This is a genomic window from Gorillibacterium terrae, from assembly GCF_051594785.1.
In the GTDB taxonomy this organism is placed as follows: Bacteria; Bacillota; Bacilli; order Paenibacillales; family NBRC-103111; genus Gorillibacterium.
In genome coordinates, this window is sequence record NZ_JBPPGI010000006.1 from 267,549 (window position 1) to 288,649 (window position 21,101).

General features: G+C 55.4%; 9 protein-coding genes. 2 read left to right on the top strand and 7 right to left on the bottom strand.

The window, feature by feature from the left end; translation table 11 throughout:
* Positions 1-86: 86 nt before the first annotated feature.
* Complete coding sequence (gene bcbE / locus ACSEXS_RS19770; RefSeq protein ID WP_438434974.1) at positions 87-1,352, top strand: bacillibactin exporter BcbE; 1,266 nt, start codon at positions 87-89, stop codon at positions 1,350-1,352.
* 69 nt (positions 1,353-1,421) lie between these two features.
* Here the strand turns inward: bcbE and ACSEXS_RS19775 are convergent, their stop codons facing one another.
* On the bottom strand, positions 1,422-1,910 hold the full coding sequence (locus tag ACSEXS_RS19775; RefSeq protein WP_438434975.1) for a MarR family transcriptional regulator: 489 nt from the start codon (positions 1,908-1,910) through the stop codon (positions 1,422-1,424).
* A gap of 148 nt (positions 1,911-2,058) precedes the next feature.
* Between ACSEXS_RS19775 and ACSEXS_RS19780 the strand changes: the two genes are divergently transcribed.
* Positions 2,059-2,805: a nitroreductase family protein gene (locus ACSEXS_RS19780; RefSeq protein ID WP_438434976.1), complete on the top strand. Its 747-nt coding sequence runs from the start codon at positions 2,059-2,061 to the stop codon at positions 2,803-2,805.
* Positions 2,806-3,031: 226 nt separating this feature from the next.
* Here ACSEXS_RS19780 and ACSEXS_RS19785 read toward each other — a convergent pair whose 3' ends face one another.
* From ACSEXS_RS19785 to ACSEXS_RS19810, 6 genes are all read right to left on the bottom strand, one after another.
* Positions 3,032-9,979: an S-layer homology domain-containing protein gene (locus ACSEXS_RS19785; protein WP_438434977.1), complete on the bottom strand. Its 6,948-nt coding sequence runs from the start codon at positions 9,977-9,979 to the stop codon at positions 3,032-3,034.
* Between the two features lie 370 nt (positions 9,980-10,349).
* Positions 10,350-12,407, bottom strand: coding sequence for a GLUG motif-containing protein (locus ACSEXS_RS19790; RefSeq protein ID WP_438434978.1), 2,058 nt, complete (start codon positions 12,405-12,407; stop codon positions 10,350-10,352).
* Between the two features lie 333 nt (positions 12,408-12,740).
* Positions 12,741-14,795 carry a dockerin type I domain-containing protein gene (locus tag ACSEXS_RS19795; protein WP_438434979.1) on the bottom strand — a complete coding sequence of 685 codons (2,055 nt, stop codon included), beginning with the start codon at positions 14,793-14,795 and terminating at the stop codon, positions 12,741-12,743.
* Positions 14,796-14,997: 202 nt separating this feature from the next.
* A complete protein-coding gene (locus ACSEXS_RS19800; protein WP_438434980.1) occupies positions 14,998-17,061 on the bottom strand; it encodes a GLUG motif-containing protein in 2,064 nt (687 codons plus the stop codon).
* 89 nt (positions 17,062-17,150) lie between these two features.
* The gene (locus tag ACSEXS_RS19805; protein WP_438434981.1) at positions 17,151-18,275 is read right to left on the bottom strand and encodes a response regulator; all 1,125 of its coding nucleotides are present in this window, start codon (positions 18,273-18,275) and stop codon (positions 17,151-17,153) included.
* A gap of 26 nt (positions 18,276-18,301) precedes the next feature.
* Entirely contained in the window at positions 18,302-21,043 is a 2,742-nt protein-coding gene (locus tag ACSEXS_RS19810) for an ATP-binding protein (protein ID WP_438434982.1), read from the bottom strand.
* Positions 21,044-21,101 lie beyond the last annotated feature (58 nt).

Below are 21,101 nucleotides of genomic sequence, written 5' to 3' on the forward strand. Positions count from 1 at the left end.
GTTTGTTATAACAGATTCCGTGTATAGAAGTTCAACCCCATTAACACAATAAGCTTTATTGCATATCCTCAAAGGGGCCTGACCAGATGGAAAAAAACCGCGACTTAGTTGCCCTTTCCTCCATTCCGCTAACCATGACGCTCGGCAATTCGATGCTGCTGCCCATCCTCCCGCAGATTTCCCGCGAGCTCGGCATTTCGGCCTTTCAGGTCAGCATGATCATCACCGTTTATGGGGTGGTCGCCATCTTCATGATCCCGGTAGCCGGCTACTTATCGGATCGGTTCGGCCGGAAAAAGGTCATCCTGCCCAGCCTGCTGCTGGCTGCCATGGGGGGAGCCGTAAGCCTGGCAGCAGCCTGGCTCATGAAGGGCGCGGGCGCTTACGGCGTGATTCTGGCAGGGCGATTCCTTCAAGGGATCGGAGCCGCCGGGGCATTCCCCGTCGTGATTCCCTTGATCGGCGACCTGTTCGAGGATGAAAAGCAGGTCAGCAAAGGGCTCGGGATCATCGAAACCTCCAACACCTTCGGTAAAGTGCTGAGCCCGATCATCGGTGCGGCCCTGGGCGCTTGGCTTTGGTTCGCTCCCTTTATCGCCATTCCGGTACTCTGTATTCTTTCCTTTGTGCTCGTCGCCTTTCTCGTCCGCAAGCCGAAGAACAAAAAACAGGAGGACCCTGTTCCCTTCCGCCAGTTTCTGTCGGGAATCGGCCAAATTCTAAAGGAAAAGGGCCGCTGGCTGTATGCCATCTTCGTCATTGGCGGCATCTCGATGTTCATGACCTTCGGCGTCCTGTTCTATTTGTCGGAAATCCTGGAGTCGGACTTCCGGCTTCACGGCGTCCTAAAAGGCCTTGTGCTTGCCATCCCGCTCACCCTGCTGTGCTTCGCCTCTTTCGTCGGCGGGAAGGTCATCGGACAGAACAAGCGGCGCATGAAGTGGCTGGGGTTCGGCGGCATGGTCCTGGTGACGGCGGCCCTGATCTTGGTATGCTTAACCAAGCCGATTATTTGGATCATGGTTTACCTCAGCCTGTGCGGCATCGGGATCGGCTCGGCTCTGCCTTGCATGGACGCCTTAATCACGGAAGGTATCGAGAAGGAAAACCGCGGCACGATCACTTCCTTGTACAGCAGTATGCGATTCATCGGCGTCGCTTTGGGTCCGCCCGTCGTGTCCTTGTTATTGCCGATGGGGCAAAGGCTGTTATTCGGCATCCTCGCCGCGGTCGGCGCTCTTGGAGGCTTGTTAATCGCGTTCTCCGTCCGACCGTCGAAGGGAAAGGAGAAGCCCGGACAAGAATGGGCTCCGCTCAAAAAAGCAAAGGGAGAACGGGCAGGGGCCCGCTGATGGCGTTCGGAGCCCGCTGATGGCGTTTGGAGTCCGTTGATGGCGTTCGGGCCGGCTTGAAGCTTCCGGCTATCGGGTATTGGCCAGCTTCTCCAAAAAGTCGGCCACAATTTCCAGCGAGGCGGCGTCGAAGCCGTTCAGCAGCTCCGTCGTTTTCTTGTCCTGCTCCTGATGAAACAGCCGGTGCATCCCGGCGAGCTCGGCCCCAAGCGGGGTGACGGAGAAATAAATTTCTTTCAAGTTGTCCGGCAGCCGACTTTTTCGAATCAGCCCTTGCTCCAGCAGGTTGCGGGTAATTTTGGAGACGGCGCCCTTGGTAATTCCCATCTCGCCGGCAATATCGACCCCGTTGATGCTTTCCCGCGCATGGATCACGTCCAGAACGTGCAGGCTTGAGACGGACAGGCGGGGCAACAGCTTCTTTAGCCGTTCATCGGAAATGCGCTCGACGAGCCAAGCCCGGTCCTGCTCCTTGTCGGTTTCTTGAATGAGAATCCGGTACATGGATTTTTCAATGCGGGTTTTGAGTTGAAGGATATCGGCATTCATGGCGGGCATACGGCAAGCCTTCCTTTTTTTCTTTTTATTATACCATGGTTTCCGCGGAAACCATTTGACAGATGATTCTAGCCTTGCTATTATGGTTTCCATGGAAACCATAATGGATACGGTCTCCAGAGTACCGAAGAATGTGGAGGAAATGGCTATGAATGAGGTTTTGCACGTGATCCGCCGGCACCGCTCCATCCGCAAGTTTAAACCCATGCCATTGACCGCCCCGCAGTTGGACGCCATTGTCGATGCGGCGCAAATGGCGCCGACCTCCGCCCATATGCAGCCGTTTACGATCATCGGCGTGACCGCCCCCGAGCTGCGGAAGAAGATCGCGGCGCATTCGAAGAATCCGTCGATTGCGGAATGCGGGTACTTTTTTGTTTTTTGCGCCGATCTTCACCGGATGATGCTGGCCGCCGGACCGGAGCAGCAGGAGAAGATGGGTCGCAACCTGGGCTACTCGTACTTTTATCAAACCGCTGTGCTGAGTGCCGCGTTGGCCCTGCAGAATGCCAACCTGGCCGCCGAATCCCTGGGGCTCGGAGCCGTGATCATCGGCGGAATCAACGAAGCCCTGCCCGCGCTGGACGAGTGGCTGGAGCTGCCGAACCTGGTCATTCCATTGGTCGGACTCGCGGTAGGGGTACCGGCCGAGTCCCCCGAGGCCAAACCGCGTCTGCCCCGGTCCGCCGTGTTTTTTGAAAACCGGTATCCCGATCATGAGCTTAAAACGACAGTGGAGAAGTATGACGCGGAAATCGGGGAGTATTACGCCGCGAGGACGAGCAACAAGCAAAAGGCAAGCTGGTCCGGCAAGCTTATCGCCATGCTGAACGAAGACTTGCCGCTTGACGGGTATACGGACTACGTGAAGAGCAAAGGGTTTGATCTGAGGTAATCTTATCTCTATGTGAAGCAAAAGAGGGTGTTCTCAAAGTCATCGTTGATGGCGGAGGAACACCCTCTTTCAATGTTTAAGGGCCAGGGAATCTCACCTCCATTCATAAGGCGGTTAAGGCGCGCCTCCCGTATTTCTGCGGATGAAGAATAAACCCCGTAAAAAAAGGCATCCTCAAGGCCATGATAGACAGCCCCGAGGATACCCCTGATAGAACTTAGCTTTCTTAAATAAGATCAGACTTTTGCAACAACCTCTGAATCATGACTGCGACTTCCGCCCTTGTGACGAGCGCTTCAGGTTCGAGCCGGTGACCGTTTCGTCCCGAGATCATTCCCGCTTGCAAACAGTCGATGACACCTGATGTTGCCCAAGCGGATACTTGGCTAGAATCAAGGAAGGAGCTTAACAGATCCTTTCCGTTGTTCGTTTGCAACTTCGACGACAAACCGGTTATTTTTATCGCTCTGGCCAACATCACCATCGCTTGCTCCCGAGTAATCTTCTCCATCGGACGGAAGGTGCCGTCCTCGAAGCCGTTAATCAGATTATACGAGCGCGCTGTTTCAATATAGCTGCTATACCAATCGGTCGACTTCACATCGGAGAAGGGAGCCGTGCGGTTCTCCAGCTTCAATCCAAGGCCGCGAACAATAATGGCAGCGAATTCCGCCCGAGTAATGGCTTGGTCAGGAGCAAACCGTCCATTTCCAATACCGTCAATGATCGTCCGCGATCCCATATCATTTACGGCCTCTTTCGCCCAATGACGCTCAACGTCCTTGAAGGTAACGGGATGCCAGATAAGCGTATACGTACTGTTCGTTAAGCTGTTGATCTTGGCAAAATAGTTCCCGTCGACGACTGTGATTTGAGTAGGCACATGGCGAACCGAACCATCCGGTTCGATAACGACGGCCGTCGTCACCTTTTTCGGATCTACCCCCTCCGGAAGGGAGATCGTCCGTTCCACATAAGCATTGAACTTGGCGATATCGACCGTTCTCCCGCCGAACGAGGCGGTAATGGTAAATTCAACCGGAGGAACAACAAGGTTAAACTTCCCTTCCTCGGACGCAGCCTGCACAAGCTTAATCGTCTGATCGGAAGGCTCGGCAATTTTGATTTGCACCTTGATATCCTTCGGGGTAACTTCGCTGCCGAGTTGATTGGATACGGCATCGATATTGATTTGATCGGCCGGAAGGGTATAAGACGCGTTGTCCGTTTGGATAACAAGCTTCGCCTGCTGCTTCTCCATATCCTTGATCATTTGACCGCTCAATTCGCCGATCACAACGTCGGATTCCTCCGTGACCCGAACGGTTATCGTTGCACCGTTGCCTTCGGCCGCCAATTTCTCGTTCAGCTTTTGGGGATCGACGGTGACGGTAATAATCTTCTTGTCGCCAACCTGGGTTTCAACTGCCGTGCCCACATCCTTGATGTTTCCGCCCCCCGTATTGGGAGAGGTAGGTTGATTGGGTCCTGACGACGTGGGTGTCGACTGTTCTACCGTTACCTTGGCGGCGATGCTTGTCACTGAGGATATCTTCTCGCCGGTCACGCTGGTATCCGTATTGGTTACGACGACGTAGTAGTAAATGGTGCCCTCCTTGTCCGTCGGAGCGGAGAACGCGGCTTTCGTCGCGTTCGCAAGCGGCGTACCATTTGCGTTGCTGTTCGTCGTGTTGCTGTACCATTGGTAGCTTAACTCACCGCTGCTTACCGTTGCCGTAACGCTTAGGTCAGCCGTTCCGCCGACGTTCACGGTCCGGTCTTGCGGCTGTGCCGTTATCGCGGGCGCTTCCGCGTTTGTCAGGTCGTTGACCGTCACCGCTGCAACAGCGCTCTTCGTCTCTGCCGTCTGCTGGCCGGTCTTACTGGTATCTGTGTTGGTCACCACGACATAGTAGTAAGTGGTGCCGATGCTATCGGTTGGCGCGGAGTACGTTGCATCGGTCACACCTATAAGCTCCGTGCCGCCTGTCGTGCTATTCGCCGTGTTGCTGTACCATTGGTAGCTTAGGTTACCGCTGCTTACCGTTGCCGTAACGCTTAGGTCAGCCGTTCCGCCGACGTTCACGGTCCGGTCTTGCGGCTGTGCCGTTATCGCGGGCGCTTCCGCGTTTGTCAGATCGTTGACCGTCACCGTTGCAACAGAGCTCTTCGTCTCTGCCGTCTTCTGGCCCGTCTTGCTGGAGTCCGTGTTGGTTACCAAGACGTAGTAGTAACTCGTGCCAACAGTAGCGGTTGGTGCGGAATACGTTGCACCGGTCACACCCGAAAGCTCCGTGCCGCCTGTCGTGCTATTCGTCGTGTTGCTGTACCATTGGTAGCTCAGCTTGCCGCTACCTACCGTTGCCGTCACGCTTAGGTCAGCCGTGCCGCCAACGTTTACGGTCCGGTCTTGCGGCTGCGATGTTATCACGGGCGCTTCCGCGTTCGTCAGCTCATTGACCGTCACCGTTGCAACAGCGCTCTTAGTCTCTGCCGTCTTCTGCCCGGTCTTGCTGGTGTCCGTGTTGGTTACCACGACGTAGTAGTAGCTTGTGCCTGCCTTGCCCGTCGGAGCGGGGAAGGTGGCTTTCGTCGCGTTCGCAATCTCCGTACCGGTTTCGTTGCTGTTCGTCGTGCTACTGTACCACTGGTAGCTCAGTGTGCCGCTGTCTACCTTCGCCGTGACGCTCAAGCTCGCGGCCTCGTTGACGTTCACCGTCATGTCCTGCGGCTGTGCCGAGATCGTCGGCTTTTCCGCATGGGTCAGCTCGTTGACCGTTACCGTCGCAACAGAACTCTTCGTCTCTGCTGTCTTCTGGCCCGTCTTCGTGGTATCCGTGTTGGTTACCACGACGTAGTAGTAACTCGTGCCGGCCTTGCCCGTCGGAGCGGGGAAGGTGGCTTTCGTCGCGTTCGCAATCTCCGTGCCGGTTTCGTTGCTGTTCGTCGTGCTGCTGTACCACTGGTAGCTCAGCGTGCCGCTGTCTACCTTCGCCGTGACGCTCAAGCTCGCGGCTTCGTTGACGTTCACCGTCACGTCTTGCGGCTGTGCCGAGATCGTCGGCTTTTCCGCATGGGTCAGCTCGTTCACCGTTACCGTTGCAACAGAGCTCTTCGTCTCTGACGTCTTCTGCCCGGTCTTGCTGGTGTCCGTGTTGGTTACCACGACGTAGTAGTAGCTTGTGCCCGCCTTGCCCGTCGGAGCGGAGAAGGTATCTTTCGTTGCTCCCGCAATCTCCGTGCCGGTTTCGTTGCTGTTGGTCGTACTGCTGTACCACTGGTAGCTCAGCGTGCCGCTGTTTACCTTCGCCGTGACGCTCAAGCTCGCGGCTTCGTTGGTGTTTACCGTCACGTCTTGCGGCTGTGCCGAGATCGTCGGCTTTTCCGCGTTCGTCAGCTCGTTGACGGTTACCGTCGCAACAGTGCTCTTCGTCTCTGACGTCTTCTGGCCGGTCTTCGTGGTATCCGTGTTGGTCACTACCACGTAATAGTAGAAGACACCGTTCTTATTCGTCGGAGCGGAGAAGGTGGCTTTCGTTGCTCCCGCAATCTCCGTGCCGGTTTCGTTGCTGTTCGTCGTGCTGCTGTACCACTGGTAGCTCAGATTCCCGCTGTCTACCTTCGCCGTGACGCTCAAGCTCGCGGCCTCGTTGACGTTGACCGTCATGTCCTGCGGCTGTGCCGAGATCGTCGGCTTTTCCGCATGGGTCAGTGCGTTGACCGTTACCGTTGCAACAGAACTCTTCGTCTCTGCCGTCTTCTGGCCGGTCTTACTGGTGTCCGTGTTGGTCACTACTACGTAATAGTAGAAGACACCGTTCTTATTCGTCGGAGCGGAGAAGGTGGCTTTCGTCGCATCCGGAATCGGCTGGCCAGTTTCGTTGCTGTTGGTCGTGCTGCTGTACCACTGGTAGCTCAGCGTGCCGCTGTCCACCTTCGCCGTGACGTTCAAGCTCGCGGCTTCGTTGACGTTTACCGTTACGTCTTGCGGTTGCGTCGAGATCGTCGGCTTTTCCGCGTTCGTCAGCTCGTTGACCGTCACCGTCGCAACAGCGCTCTTCGTCTCCGCCGTCTTCTGCCCGGTCTTCGTGCTGTCCGTGTTGGTTACCACGACGTAGTAGTAGAAGACACCGTTCTTATTCGTCGGAGCGGAGAAGGTGGCTTTCGTCGCATCCGGAATCGGCTGGCCAGTTTCGTTGCTGTTGGTCGTGCTGCTGTACCATTGGTAGCTCAGATTCCCGCTGTCTACCTTCGCCGTGACGCTCAAGCTCGCGGCCTCGTTGACGTTAACCGTCACGCCCTGCGGCTGTGTCGAGATCGTCGGCTTTTCCGCGTTCGTCAGCTCGTTGACCGTTACCGTTGCAACAGAGCTCTTCGTCTCTGCTGTCTTCTGGCCGGTCTTGCTCGTGTCCGTGTTGGTTACCACGACGTAGTAGTAGGCTGTGCCCGCCTTACCCGTCGGAGCAGAGAATGTGGCTTTCGTCGCATCCGGAATCGGCTGGCCAGTTTCGTTGCTGTTGATCGTGCTGCTGTACCACTGGTAGCTCAGATTCCCGCTGTCTACCTTCGCCGTGACGCTCAAGCTCGCGGCTTCGTTGACGTTGACCGTCATGTCCTGCGGCTGTGCCGAGATCGTCGGCTTTTCCGCATGAGTCAGTGCGTTGACCGTCACTGTTGCAACAGCGCTCTTCGTCTCTGCTGTCTGCTGCCCGGTCTTCGTGCTGTCCGTGTTGGTTACCACCACGTAATAGTAGGCTGTGCCCGCCTTCGTCGTTGGAGCGGAGAAGGTGGCCTTCGTTGCTCCCGCAACCTCCGTGCCGGTTTCATTGCTGTTCGTCGTGCTGCTGTACCACTGGTAGCTCAGATTCCCGCTGTCTACCTTCGCCGTGACGCTCAAGCTCGCGGCCTCGTTGACGTTAACCGTCACGTCCTGCGGCTGTGTCGAGATCGTCGGCTTTTCCGCGTTCGTCAGCTCGTTGACCGTCACCGTTGCAACGGAGCTCTTCGTCTCCGCCGTCTGCTGGCCGGTCTTGCTGGAGTCTGTGTTGGTTACCACAACATAGTAGTAGAAGACACCGTTCTTATTCGTCGGAGCGGAGAAGGTGGCTTTCGTCGCATCCGGAATCGGCTGGCCAGTTTCGTTGCTGTTGGTCGTGCTGCTGTACCACTGGTAGCTCAGATTCCCGCTGTCTACCTTCGCCGTGACGCTCAAGCTCGCGGCCTCGTTGACGTTCACCGTCATGTCCTGCGGCTGCGCCGAGATCGTCGGCTTTTCCGCATGGGTCAGCTCGTTCACCGTCACCGTCGCAACAGCGCTCTTAGTCTCCGCCGTCTTCTGCCCGGTCTTCGTGGTGTCCGTGTTGGTCACCACGACGTAGTAGTAACTCGTGCCTGCCTTACCCGTCGGAGCGGAGAAGTCGGCTTTCGTTGCTCCCGCAATCTCCGTGCCGATTTCGTTGCTGTTCGTCGTGCTGCTGTACCATTGGTAGCTCAGCGTGCCGCTATCCACCTTCGCCGTGACGTTCAAGCTCGCGGCTTCATTGACGTTCACCGTCACGTCCTGCGGCTGTGCCGAGATCGTCGGCTTTTCCGCGTTCGTCAGCTCGTTGACCGTTACCGTTGCAACGGAGCTCTTCGTCTCTGCCGTCTTCTGGCCGGTCTTCGTGCTGTCCGTGTTGGTTACTACCACGTAATAGTAGAAGACACCGTTCTTATTCGTCGGCGCGGAGAAGGTGGCCTTCGTTGCTCCCGCAATCTCCGTACCGGTTTCATTGCTGTTCGTCGTGCTGCTGTACCACTGGTAGCTCAGCGTGCCGCTGTCTACCTTCGCCGTGACGCTCAAGCTCGCGGCTTCATTGACGTTGACCGTTACGTCCTGCGGCTGTGCCGAGATCGTCGGCTTTTCCGCGTTCGTCAGCTCGTTGACCGTCACCGTCGCAACAGCGCTCTTCGTCTCCGCCGTCTTCTGGCCGGTCTTGCTGGTGTCCGTGTTGGTAACCACGACGTAGTAGTAGGCTGTGCCCGCCTTACCCGTCGGAGCGGAGAAGGTGGCTTTCGTCGCATCCGGAATCGGCTGGCCAGTTTCATTGCTGTTCGTCGTGCTGCTGTACCACTGGTAGCTCAGATTCCCGCTGTCTACCTTCGCCGTGACGCTCAAGCTCGCGGCCTCGTTGACGTTAACCGTCATGTCCTGCGGCTGCGCCGAGATCGTCGGCTTTTCCGCATGGGTCAGCTCGTTCACCGTCACCGTTGCAACAGCGCTCTTAGTCTCCGCCGTCTTCTGCCCAGTCTTGCTGGTGTCCGTGTTGGTCACCACGACGTAGTAGTAACTCGTGCCTGCCTTACCCGTCGGAGCGGAGAAGGTGGCTTTCGTCGCGTCCGCAATCTCCGTGCCGGTTTCGTTGCTGTTCGTCGTGCTGCTGTACCACTGGTAGCTCAGATTCCCGCTGTCTACCTTCGCCGTGACGCTCAAGCTCGCGGCCTCGTTGACGTTGACCGTCATGTCCTGCGGCTGTGTCGAGATCGTCGGCTTTTCCGCGTTCGTCAGCTCGTTGACCGTTACTTTTCCTGGAGAAACGGTCTTTATCATTTCCACGAGGTTATTGTCAACAAGAGTAAGATAGTTCACATCCTCCTGGTGGTTCACCGTAATCCCTTTGTCGCCCTTCGTTGGGTTGTCTTTTATTCTAAAATCGACGGAGAACAGCTCATCCCCCTTAGCCAACGCATGATCGCCGCCGGTAAGATCCGTCCACGCCACCCTCAGCCAGCCTTCTGTATTATCTTTATTGGATTTAAAAAGATCGCCGGACTTGCCAACGATGCTGATCACCTCCAACGCCGTCGGGTCATAATCCAGCTGCATGCCGTAGCCGGCCACTGCTCCCGCTGTCTCCAGGATGGAAACCGGCACCGTTACCGTTTCCCCTGCTACTCCGGACACGCTCCCGATTCCAACCGTTACGTTCTTCGGCACAGGAACCACGCTTACCTTGCCGGGAGTAAGTTGCGGGATAGGTAAATAAGCTTCTTCCATCCCATCAAAATAAGTGCCGGCGGGGTCGGTGGCGCCGGTGTTCTTGACGATATTCACATACGAATTCGAGGAGATGGCTGTCTCCTTTATCTTAAAATGAATGGTAAAAACATTCGCTTTCTCTAATAGGAGGGTCATAGACCCAAAAATGCTTGCGGAGACATGAACGGCCTGCATCTCTCCAATCTTTTTCGTGCCAGAATTGAATATCAGGGCACCTGCCGTATTGGTTACCGGATTTGTCGGCGCCAACTCCAGTACGGTTGAATCATAGGTCAAATTGAGATCATATCCGGCTACATCATAATCTCCGGGATCGATGGATACGGTCACATCAACCGATTCCCCCGGAGCGCCCGAGACGCTACTCACGCTTGCCGCCACCGGAACGCCTGCCGCATGAACGCGGGTAAGGGAAGCAAATGGCCCCATTACCAAGCTCAAAAGAAGGAGAAGACAAACGGCTTGCCTCATAAACCGGGTCATTCCCATTGTGCGATGCTTCATTTTATTGTCCCCCTACATAAAGTGCGTGAATCAAATCCGCGTCTTCAACAGTCAATTTCCCGTCCCCGTTCATGTCCAAGGCTTCGAACTGCTCCGGCGTCAAGGTAATCTTGCCCTGAATGTATTTCGTAATCATCCCAGAATCGGCAACCGTCACCTTGCCATCCCCTGTACCGTCGCCCTTGATCCTCGCCTTCTTATTCACCGTCTGTTCAACGGTAAACGTCACATCCGCCATATGATCGGCCGTAACCGTAACCATTGCGTGATAAGTGCCTTCTGACAGGCTATTCTTCGCCTTCACCGTGAAGGTGGTGGAAGGTGTCCCGCTATCCAGCGTCGTTGCCGCAGGTCCAACTACTTCGAAGGCATCCGCATCGGTGCCGTTTAAGCGGACGGTCAAGTTCGTCAAATCGCCTGTCCCCGTTCGGGTAACAGTAACGGTTTTCGGCTCCTGCGTTCCCGGCGCATACCCTTCCTGCAAAACCGAGAAGGTCTGCTCTCCCAAGGGAGCGATTGTATACGTAACCGGAGTCCACACCGCATACAGCGTAACGTTGAGGGTTCCCATGGGGTAAGTCTCGCCTGCCGCATATACGGTTCCTCTTCCGTCTGGATCCGGTGACCATCCTACAAAAGCGTAACCGTCCCGCGTCAGACCGGCGGTATTCCCTTGTATAGGAGCGGAACTGCCCGGCGCATACCAATTGCCGTCAGTCGGCGCCGTTCCGGCAGTTGCCCCGTTTTTGTCGTAGGTGACGGAATAGCGCAGCTTCGGGTAATCTCCGCCCTTAATCGACCAGACCGTCGTGAAATCCCAGCCGCTATAGGTAGCCGCCGCCTTCATCTCCGCCGTTGTCTTGGGCGTCCCTTTTCCGGTGTCGCTTTGGCCGGACGTATTCTTATCGTAATAGCTGCCCGTGATGGTGCCGCCGTTATTGGAGCTTACCAATCCGCCGCCTGATGTAACGGCGCCGACCGAGTAGCTGTTCTGAATTTGGCCCATGATATTGCCGCCTACTAAACCGCCGAAGACGGCAAGCATAACGGACACCGCTGTGACATTGCCAGTGGCATAGGAGTTATTAATGACGCCGGTTGAATAGCCTACTAAACCGCCGGCGTACAGCCAATTTCCTTGAGTAATGGTTATATTGCCTGCGGCATAGCACCGCTCGATGGTCGTGTTTGACGTCGTTCCGATCAATCCGCCAACATATTGGCCTGCTGTAGAAGAGATGTTTCCCGTAGCATGGCTGGATTCGATTCTGCTTGAACCTGTACTGCCGATCAAACCGCCAGCCATCGAACCTGCTTCTAAATTGCCGCTGGCATAGCTGTTGATGACATTGCCGCCTTTGTTAAGGTCCCCGATCAATCCCCCGACAAAACCGGCACCTCTCACGTTGCCGGTGGCAAAATTGTCTCTCATGGCAGCCGTACTGCTGTATTGGCCGATCAAACCGCCCAGGTAGTTTTGTCCCCCAACCGTTACATGAGCAGAGCTGCCGGCAATGGCGGCCGACGAATCAAACTTTCCGGCCAGACCGCCGACTTGGTTGGCCCCATTGACAGCACCGCTTACGCTGCTGTTTTCGATCTTGCCTTGTTTGATATATCCTACCAAACCGCCAACATTCGTCCCTCCGAGCACATTTACTCCGGATAAATGAACATTGCGGATCTGGCCTGCTGTATCGACATAACCGAATAAGCCTACGTAAGAGTTCGAGAAATTGTCGATGGTTAATCCCGTGATCGTATGCCCGTCACCGTCGAAGCCGCCGCTAAACGGCTGAATGCTTGTCCCGATCGGTGCCCAGTTCACGTACCCGCTTAGATCGAGATCATTGCCAAGTTTGTAGGAAGCCCCCATGGAGTTGCGGATATTGTTGAGCTGCTCCGCCGTCGTAATGATATACGGATCGGTTGCTGTCCCCGAGCCCGTACCCGAGGCTCTGGCTTTATCCGGCACCCATGTAAGCCCAGATAGAATCGTACCCGTAACAAGCACAATTGCCATAAAAACGGCTAATGCTTTCCTTTTTTTTGCGATCATTTTTTCGCGCTCTCTTTCTTATCCAATGTGGTGAAGTTTAGGAACATGGCTTCATGACCGATTCATTTCGCTCTAGGCAAACGCTGTCCCCCCAGCCCTCGATACCTTGCTTAGCCATGCACCCGAAAAAAATTACACGCAAAGTTTTCCCGTGTAATTCACGGCGGCTCTCCCATTTGCGACAATATTCGAGAGTAATCGCTATTAGTATAAAACAGTCATCTCTCAAAATTCTCCCAAAGCCCCCAGCGTCCAGGAGACTCTTTCTCGGAACAGGAAAAAGCCGAAGGTCGGTTCTCACCGGGTCCTCGGCTTCTCAAACCTATGCTTCCCCTAGTTCTTTATCACATATAACGCTTGGACCATATCCGCGTCTTCCTTCGTCAATCTTCCGTCCCCGTTCATGTCCAAAGCTTCGAACTGTTCCGGTGTCAAAGTGACCTTGCCCTGCATGTACTTGGTAATCAGCAGGGAATCCGCAACGGTAACCTTCCCGTCGCCTGTAGCATCGCCTTTGATAATCGGTTTGACATTGATGGCTTGTTCGACGGTAAACGTCACATCCGCCATCAGATCCGCCGTTACGGTAACCGTCGCGGTGTAATTGCCTTTGGGGAGGCCGTTCTTCGCCTTTACCGTGAACGTGGCGGAAGGCGCCGCGGTATTCAACGTGGTTGCCGCCGGGCCGGCAATCTCGAAGGCGTCGGCATTCCTGCCGCTCAAGCGAACTGTCAGATGGGTCAAGTCCTCCGTGCCCGTTCGCGTCACCGTAACGGTTTTCATTTCCTGCGTTCCGGCTACGTATTTCTCGAACAAATCCGGGAACGCCAGGTTATCCAGAGGGGCGATCCTATACGTCTTCAACAGCCATTTCGCGTAAAACTTCACGGACTGCAAGTCCGTGGTATAGAGATCCCCGGCTTTATAGACCGTGCCAACCCCGGAGGGATTCGTGCTCCATCCCGCGTAGATATACCCGTACCGCGTCAAGTTACCGGTATTGCCCAGAACGGAAACCGTGCTGCCTGGCTGATAATAGGCAACGGCGGCAGGCAATTTCCCTGTTCCTCCATTGTGGTCATAGGCGACCGGATAGAGCAGCTCCGGATAATCCACTCCCTCCTTGATGAACCAAACCTCTTTGAAGTTAAACAGGCTGAAGGTGGCCGCTCTCTTCAGCTCCGCCGTTGTTTTGGCCGTGCCTCTTGAGCTTTGCCCGACGCTTTGCGCGGCGGTATCCCTGTTATAGTAGCTGTCGGTGATGGTTCCCCCGCCGCCTGCCAAGCTGGCGTTTAGCGATCCTTTCCCCGTTACGCTGCCGACGGAATAACTGTATTGAATATAGCCGTTATGACTTCCGACCAAGCCGCCCAGGTAGGAAGTAGACGCCCCGATTGCCGTTACATTGCCTCTCGCATAGCAATTGGTAATGTTGCTGTTCGTTCGGCTTATTAACCCGCCGGCGAAAGGATTGGCGGTTCCGGTAACGGTTATGTTGCCGGTGGCAAAGCTCTTTTCAAGCGCGGTCGATAGGCCGAAGCCGACCAAGCCGCCGAGATAGGTTCCTCCCGTAGAATTGACGTCTCCCGTGGCATAACTGTATTCGATCTTTGAGAAGGCGCTATTTCCGACTAACCCGCCAAGATTCGTGCTGGCGCTGCTCTTTCCGGTTACGATGCCGCTGGCGTGACTGTTGCTCAGCGTTCCGGCCGATCCATAGGTACTCCCGATCAGACCGCCGACATTATTACCGGTTCCGGTCACGTTGCCGCTTGCCGAATTGTCGGTCATGGTAAGGTTACCGCCGTAAAATCCGATCAGGCCGCCCACGTTCATGTTGCCATTGACGGCGACATTGGCGGAGTTGCCGTTTATATAGGAAGAGGAGTCCGTTCCCCCCGCCAAGCCGCCTATATTGCTATTCCCACTCACCTGGCCGCTGACGGTATTGTATTCCGCTCTACCGCTACCGCTCGATAGAAATCCCACTAAGCCGCCAACGTAGTCCTTCCCGACGACATTCACGTCCGATAATCGGACATTCTGCACTTGTCCCCCCGAGAGGTAACCGAACAATCCCGCATAGGATGAGGCAGGTCTGTTAACGGTTAATCCTGTGATCGTGTACCCATTTCCGTCAAAATAGCTTTTGAACGGAAAAGATTGGTCTCCGATCGGTACCCAATTGTCATAACCGCTTAGGTCGATATCGGCGCCTAGCTTGTAATAAACGGCATCATATTGGTTACGCACGTCGTCGAGTTGGGCCGCCGTTGTAATGATATACGGATCGGCTTCGGTTCCCGAGCCCGTTCCTGCCGCCTTCGCTTTGTCCGGCAGCCACGCAGACGAGGAAAGCGTGCCCAACGTCAACAAAACCGCCATCATAACGGATAAAGGCTTCCTGATTTTCACGTTCATGTTCCGTCGCTCTCTTTCTTTCCATCGAATAAATTCGGTTTTTGGCATAGCTCTCTCTGTTCGGCCATTATAAAGCAGCCGTCTCTCAAATTTCTCTCAAATCCCTCGACAAAAAAAGCCGAAACCCGGTTGGCGACCGGATTTCAGCTTCTCTCTCGTTTTCTTCTCCCTATGGCTTTGCCACGTATAAAGCTTGAAGCATATCCGCGTCTTCGGCAGTCAGTTCCCCGTCTCCGTTCATGTCCAAGGCTTCGATCTGCTCCGGAGTCAAGGTGATCTTCCCCTGCATGTATTTCGTAATCAGCACGGAATCGGCAAGCGTTACCTTCCCGTCCCCTGTACCGTCTCCCTTGACGATCGGTTTCTTTTTCACCGCCAGGCCGACGTTAAACGTCACATCCGCCATTTGGTCCGCCGAAACCGTGACCGTTGCGCTATATGTCCCTTTTGGCAGGTAGTCCTTCGCCTTCACCGTGAACGTGGTAGAAGCTCTCCCGCTATCCAACGTCGTAGCCGCCGGTCCGGTTATCTCAAGCGCATCGGCATCCGCCCCGCTTAAGTGAACGGCCAAATTCGTCAACACTCCTGCACCTGTCCGGGTAATGGTCACCGTATACGCCTGTTGGGTTCCCGAAGCGTATCCTTCCTGCAGGTCCGGCAACGTCTGGTTCCCAATGGGAGCAATGGTAGAGACCGGGGTCCATTTCGCGTAAAGCTTAACGTTGAGGGTTTTTGCCAAGGGGAACGAATCCCCCGCCGCATAAATCGTACCCTTCCCGCTTGGATCAAGACTCCAGCCCGCGAACGCATAGCCGTCCCGCGCCAGGCTGCCGGTGTTCCCCAGCACGGTAATGGCTTGGCCGGGAATATAGGAGTTGGCATCCGTCGGCACTGTACCTGCCGTTCCTCCGTTATTGTCATAGGCAACGGAATATCGCAGCTTCGGGTAACCCGCACCTTCGTGGATGGACCAAATGGAAGTGAAATCCCAAGTAGAATACGTGGACAGTTTCATCATATCGGCCGTTATCTTGGGGATACCCTTCCCCGTGTCGCTTTGACCGGACGTATTCATGTCATAGTAACTGTTAGTAATATTCCTTCCGCTGTATGCCAAACCGCCGCCTCCGGATACATTTCCGATGGAATAGCTATTCTGAACGTTACCATTATCATTCAGTCCCACTAAACCGCCGAATCCGGCGGGGACGGCAGAGGGCTCTGTTTGATGGATTAAATTTCCGGTGGCGTAGCAATTGATAATGATGCCGAAAGAATTGCCTACTAACCCCCCAGCGTAGTTATAGCTTCCATAATTGGCCGTTATATTGCCGGTAGCGTAACTTTTTTCGACCCTGCCTGATGTACTCCCGATACTCCCAATTAGGCCGCCGATATTCGTTCCTCCATTGGAAGTAACATTTCCCGTGGCGTAACTGGATTCGATTTTTCCTGAAGTCGCCTGGCCGATTAGCCCGCCGATTCCGGCAGCCTTGCCTGTTACGTTTCCGCTGGCATAGCTGTTAATGACGCCTCCGCTTGTTCTTCCCATTAAGCCGCCGACCGCGCCGTTACCCGATACGTCCCCGCTCGCGGAGTTATCGGACGAGGCAATCGTACTGTCGTATCTTCCGATCAAGCCACCCGCATAAGAGTCCCCGATAACGGCTACATTGGCGGAACTGCCGCTTATACTGGTAGTGAAATAAAGGCTCCCCGCCAGACCGCCGACTTCGCTGACCCCCGTTACCATTCCGCTTACGCTGCTGGTTTCGATCTTTCCTTTATACATATACCCCACCAAACCGCCAGTGGAATTGCTTCCCGTTACGTCTACTCCCACTAAATGGACATCGCGAATCTGGCCTGCTGTATTTACGTAACCGAATAAACCTACGTTGGATTGCGAAGATCGGGCAATTTTCAACCCGGTGATCGTATGTCCATCCCCGTCAATGCTGCCGGTGAACGGTCTCGAGCTGGTCCCGATCGGCACCCAGTTGGTATAGCCGCTTAGATCGATATCGGCGCCCAGCTTGTAATAGGCTCCCAATGTGTTGCGTACCTGGTTAAGGTCCTCTGCCGTCGTAATGATATACGGATTTGCGGCCGTACCCGCCCCCGATCCGAATGCATTGACATTTCCTGGCCACCAGGCAAGCGAAAGCAGCACGCTCACAACAAGCGCAACCGCCGTAAAAGTCGACAGAAACTTCATTTTTCTCGCGTTCATTTGCATCGCTCTCTTTCTCGAAATCGACAATAATGGGGGAGATTTGCTACCAGTATAGGGGAACCGTCTCTCAAAATTCTCTCAGCTTGTCACGACTCCATGTACTCCCTGGCTTTCCGGCTGATCTCGGCGGGCACCTCCATGCCCATTTCCCGGCGGTACCGGTTCTCGAACAGCGAGAAATGTCGGCCGATCCGCTCTTTTTTGCCGGATGCCGCATAGACCTCCAACAGAAGCAAATGAAACTCTTCCTCTAAGGGATAGTGAGAAAGGCCGGTCAATAGCCGCTGCTCCGCCCGGTTAAAGTCCCCTTCCGCCAAGTACCGTTCGGCCAAACGGCAACCGATGGTCCGGAACAGCTTGCCGCAGCTTTCCTCAAGCTGTACCTTCCACATGTAATCCTTATGGTCCAACAGAGGGCCGCGATACAGGCTAAACAAGGCTTCCATCCGCTCTGCCTCCGCCTGCCCCGTTTCCGAGGGCAGCGGGAGGCTCTGCCGGAATTCCAGCAGATCATAGCCGATGCCCAGGGTTTTCAACAGATAGCCGTCTCCCGTCTTGACGACGTCCATCCCAATGTCCTGTTCCTTCAAGAGCTTCTTCAGCCGATACACGGTGTTGTGCAGATTGTGAATGGCGCGTTCTTCGTTCATCTCCGGCCAGAGCAGATCGGCCAATATCCATTTGCTCGTGTGCTGATTGGGCCAGCACAGCAGATAGGCAAACAGTTCCTCGGCCTTCCGCGTCGGCCAACGCACCAGCTCGCCCTTGGGACCCCGAACCTCAAAGCTGCCAAAGCAACGGATGCTGATTTTCTGTACGGTCTCCGCCGCCGCGGCCGATTCCATGCGCGCCTTCTCTTTCAGCATGCGGGCCGTGATTCGGTCGATGGCGGCGGGTGTAACCGGCTTCAATATATAATCGAAGGCATATACCCGGAACGCCTCCAGCGCATATTCCTTATAGGCGGTAGTAAAGACGATGCGCGTGCCTTCGCAGCACTCGTTCAACTTCCGGGCAAGCTCAAGACCGGAGAGCTTGGGCATCTCCACATCCAGAAAAGCGATGTCCGGCCGAAGCTCGGGCAGCCTCTCCAGCGCTTCCAGAGGATTGCTGAAGGCGCCGATAATCCGGCAATGGGGACTGCGGCCAACGATGACCTTCATCAGCTCCAGGATCGGCTTCTCATCTTCCACAATAACGACGCTGAACATGCCCCTCTCCCCTTCTCCCGAACGGCTTATGCATCCGCGTCCTGCGGCAAGCGCATGACGACTTTGGTTCCCTGGCCTGGCTCGGATATCACATCCAGGGCGGCCCCGGGAATGGACTCCAGCCGGCGCCGGATATTGAGAATGCCAATGCCCACTCCATCCCCCGGCCTGCCGACGCCCGTAATCTGCGTCAGAATCGCTTCCGGGATGCCTGCCCCGTCATCCTCGACCGTCACTTCCACCGCTTCGGCAGCCCTTCTTACCGTCAGGGCAACCGTTCCCCGGCCCTCCTTGTCAAAGAACCCGTGCCGGATGGCATTTTCCACAAACGGCTGAATGCAAAGAGAGGGAATCGGCATTTCTTCCAACCCTTCCTCCACATGGCTGACGAACTCGAACCGGTCGTCAAAGCGGGCTCTCTCGATATCCACATAGGCCTCGATCAACTCCAGCTCCCGGCTCAAGGGTACCCGCATTTCATAGCTGTCCATATCGAGAATGTACCGGAGGTACTGGCTGAGCCGCGAAAGCAGGTAAGCCGCCTTCTCCCCGTCTGTATAGCAGAAGGAGATGACGCTGCTCAAGGCGTTGTACAGGAAGTGCGGCTTAATCTGCGCCTGATGAAAGGCCAATTCGTTGCGGATGGCTTCCTGGATGGAGGATTTCATGGCCAGAAGCGTCTGAATCCGGGCCACCAGCGTCTCCCCTTCGAAGGGCTTGGTCACATAGTCATTCGCCCCCGCCGCGAAGCCCATCACAATATCCTGGGAACGGTCCTTGGCGGTGGCGAACAGGATCGGCAGCGCCAGGATGGATTGCTGTTCCCGCAGAATCCGGCACAGCTCGATCCCGGAGACCTCCGGCATCATCACATCCAGAATGACCAGATCGATCATCGGATGCCGGTCGATTTGGGCGAGCGCCTCCTTGGCGGAAAGCGCCGACAGCACATTGTAGGGGTGCCGCCGCAGAATGTTCAGCAGGGTATAGAGGTTGGATGGCTCGTCGTCCACGATCAGAATGGTGTATTTGTGCTCGCCCAGAACCTCCAGAGGGTCCAACGTTTGAAGGGAATGGCGCCGCGAATCATTCCGGTTATCCGATCGTTCGGGGGCCGCGTCTTCCTCCTCAAGGGGCAAGGTTACCCTCATGCGGGTGCCCTTGCCGGGCTCAGACCAATCGATGCCGAGAGAGCCGTCCATGCCCTCCGCCAGCTTGCGGCAAATGTACAGGCCGACCCCCATCCCCGTGTACCCGTCCTCCGGCAGGTCATACCCGAAGGGGTCTTCCTTTTGCAGCAGCCTCTGCTGCTTATCCGGCGCTATCCCGATCCCCGTGTCCTCCACATCGAGATGGACCTTATCCTCATACGCGGTTGCGCTTAAGGTAATGCTTCCCGTCTTGGTATACTTAATGGCATTATGCACAAGGTTGTACAGGATCTGGCGCAGCCGGTTCTCATCCGCCCGCACCCACAGTCGGGGGGATATCCCATTTCGCAGCTCCACCTGCTTGCCCGCCAGCTCGAATTGCAGAATGTCGACCACAAGCCGTGCCACAGACCGGACATTGACGACAGTCGGCTGCATGTTCATCTCGCCGTGCCGCAAGCGGGTCACATCCATCAAGTCTTGCACCAGCATGGCCAGCCTTACGGAAGTATCCCGAACCAGCCAAAGGTCCTGCTGTTGCTTGGCCGTGAGCGTTCCCTCTTCGTCATCCAAGAGTTGAGAAGTAATGTTCATGATGGCATTGAGCGGCGTTCGGACCTCATGGGACGTCATCATGAGAAATTCGTCCTTCGTCTGGTTGGATGCCGTCAATTGGCGGGTCAAAACCTGCGTCTCTTCCATGGTTCGGGCGAATCGGAAGGCCAGCAAAATGTTCATCAGGATGGTAAAGAACACTGCTGCCAACTTGCCGATAAAATCGGACGACATCACACTCTCCTTGGAGAGGGAATCCGCAACCATATAGATTTCTATTGAAAAGACGGCCGCCATAAAAAGAAGCAGTTCTTTGCTTTTATAATTGCCCTTCTGCTGCCGGATATAGAGCCGGGCAAGTCCTCCCATCAAGACGATCAACACAAACCCGACATAAATCATCAGGTAGAGCTTCGCCTCGTTAAAGATCCGGTAAGGCACGAAGGGAATCGCGGCTACCGTCAACGCAATCGGAAGGGTGAGAAGGACCTGCATTCGCTTGGGCAGCATACGGCTGTTCAAGGAACAGAACAAGAGTACGGCAACGAGACTCGCCAAGAAGAAGGAGGCATCCAGCATTTTGTAAATGACGTTAAAGGGGATCTGCGGAAGGAGCCGTTGGGCAAGCTTCTCGTCCTGCATCGTCTGCAGGATAGCAATCAGCACCAGGAACAGCCCGCAGTACAAATTGCTCTTGTCGAACCTTCTGGGTAGATATTGAAGGATTTGGTGGATGCCGACCAGCGCAAAGATCAGAATACAAGCCAGATCGCCCCCCACGCTTAAGGCAGTCCGGAACATAATCGCTCCCTGCGCCCCCAACTGGATGGGCCTGGCGATGCCTCCGTTGAAGAAGACATAATTGGAAACCTGAATGACGATATCCAGTTCACCGGTGTTCGATTGAAAAAAAACCGTATACGGCGTATTTCCCGGACGATGCTCTTCCCGGGTATAAGCCGGAGTTCCGCTTTGCCCCATAAGCTTTCCATTGATGTACAGCTTGTGGGCCATGCGGATGTTGGTGATCTTTATTCCATAGATCGCTTCGTCAGACGGCACCAACACCTTTAGCCGGTACGTGCCCGAGCCTCTTGCTTTGACACCCCCGGTTTCTGGC

Excerpts from the sequence above, each read along its gene's own strand:
- ACSEXS_RS19775 (WP_438434975.1), bottom strand. The coding sequence starts at position 1,910 with ATGCCCGCCATGAATGCCGATATCCTTCAACTCAAAACCCGCATTGAA.
- ACSEXS_RS19800 (WP_438434980.1), bottom strand. The coding sequence starts at position 17,061 with ATGAACGCGAGAAAAATGAAGTTTCTGTCGACTTTTACGGCGGTTGCG.
- ACSEXS_RS19785 (WP_438434977.1), bottom strand. The coding sequence starts at position 9,979 with ATGACCCTCCTATTAGAGAAAGCGAATGTTTTTACCATTCATTTTAAG.
- ACSEXS_RS19795 (WP_438434979.1), bottom strand. The coding sequence starts at position 14,795 with ATGATGGCGGTTTTGTTGACGTTGGGCACGCTTTCCTCGTCTGCGTGG.
- bcbE (WP_438434974.1), top strand. The coding sequence starts at position 87 with ATGGAAAAAAACCGCGACTTAGTTGCCCTTTCCTCCATTCCGCTAACC.
- ACSEXS_RS19780 (WP_438434976.1), top strand. The coding sequence starts at position 2,059 with ATGAATGAGGTTTTGCACGTGATCCGCCGGCACCGCTCCATCCGCAAG.
- ACSEXS_RS19805 (WP_438434981.1), bottom strand. The coding sequence starts at position 18,275 with ATGTTCAGCGTCGTTATTGTGGAAGATGAGAAGCCGATCCTGGAGCTG.
- ACSEXS_RS19790 (WP_438434978.1), bottom strand. The coding sequence starts at position 12,407 with ATGATCGCAAAAAAAAGGAAAGCATTAGCCGTTTTTATGGCAATTGTG.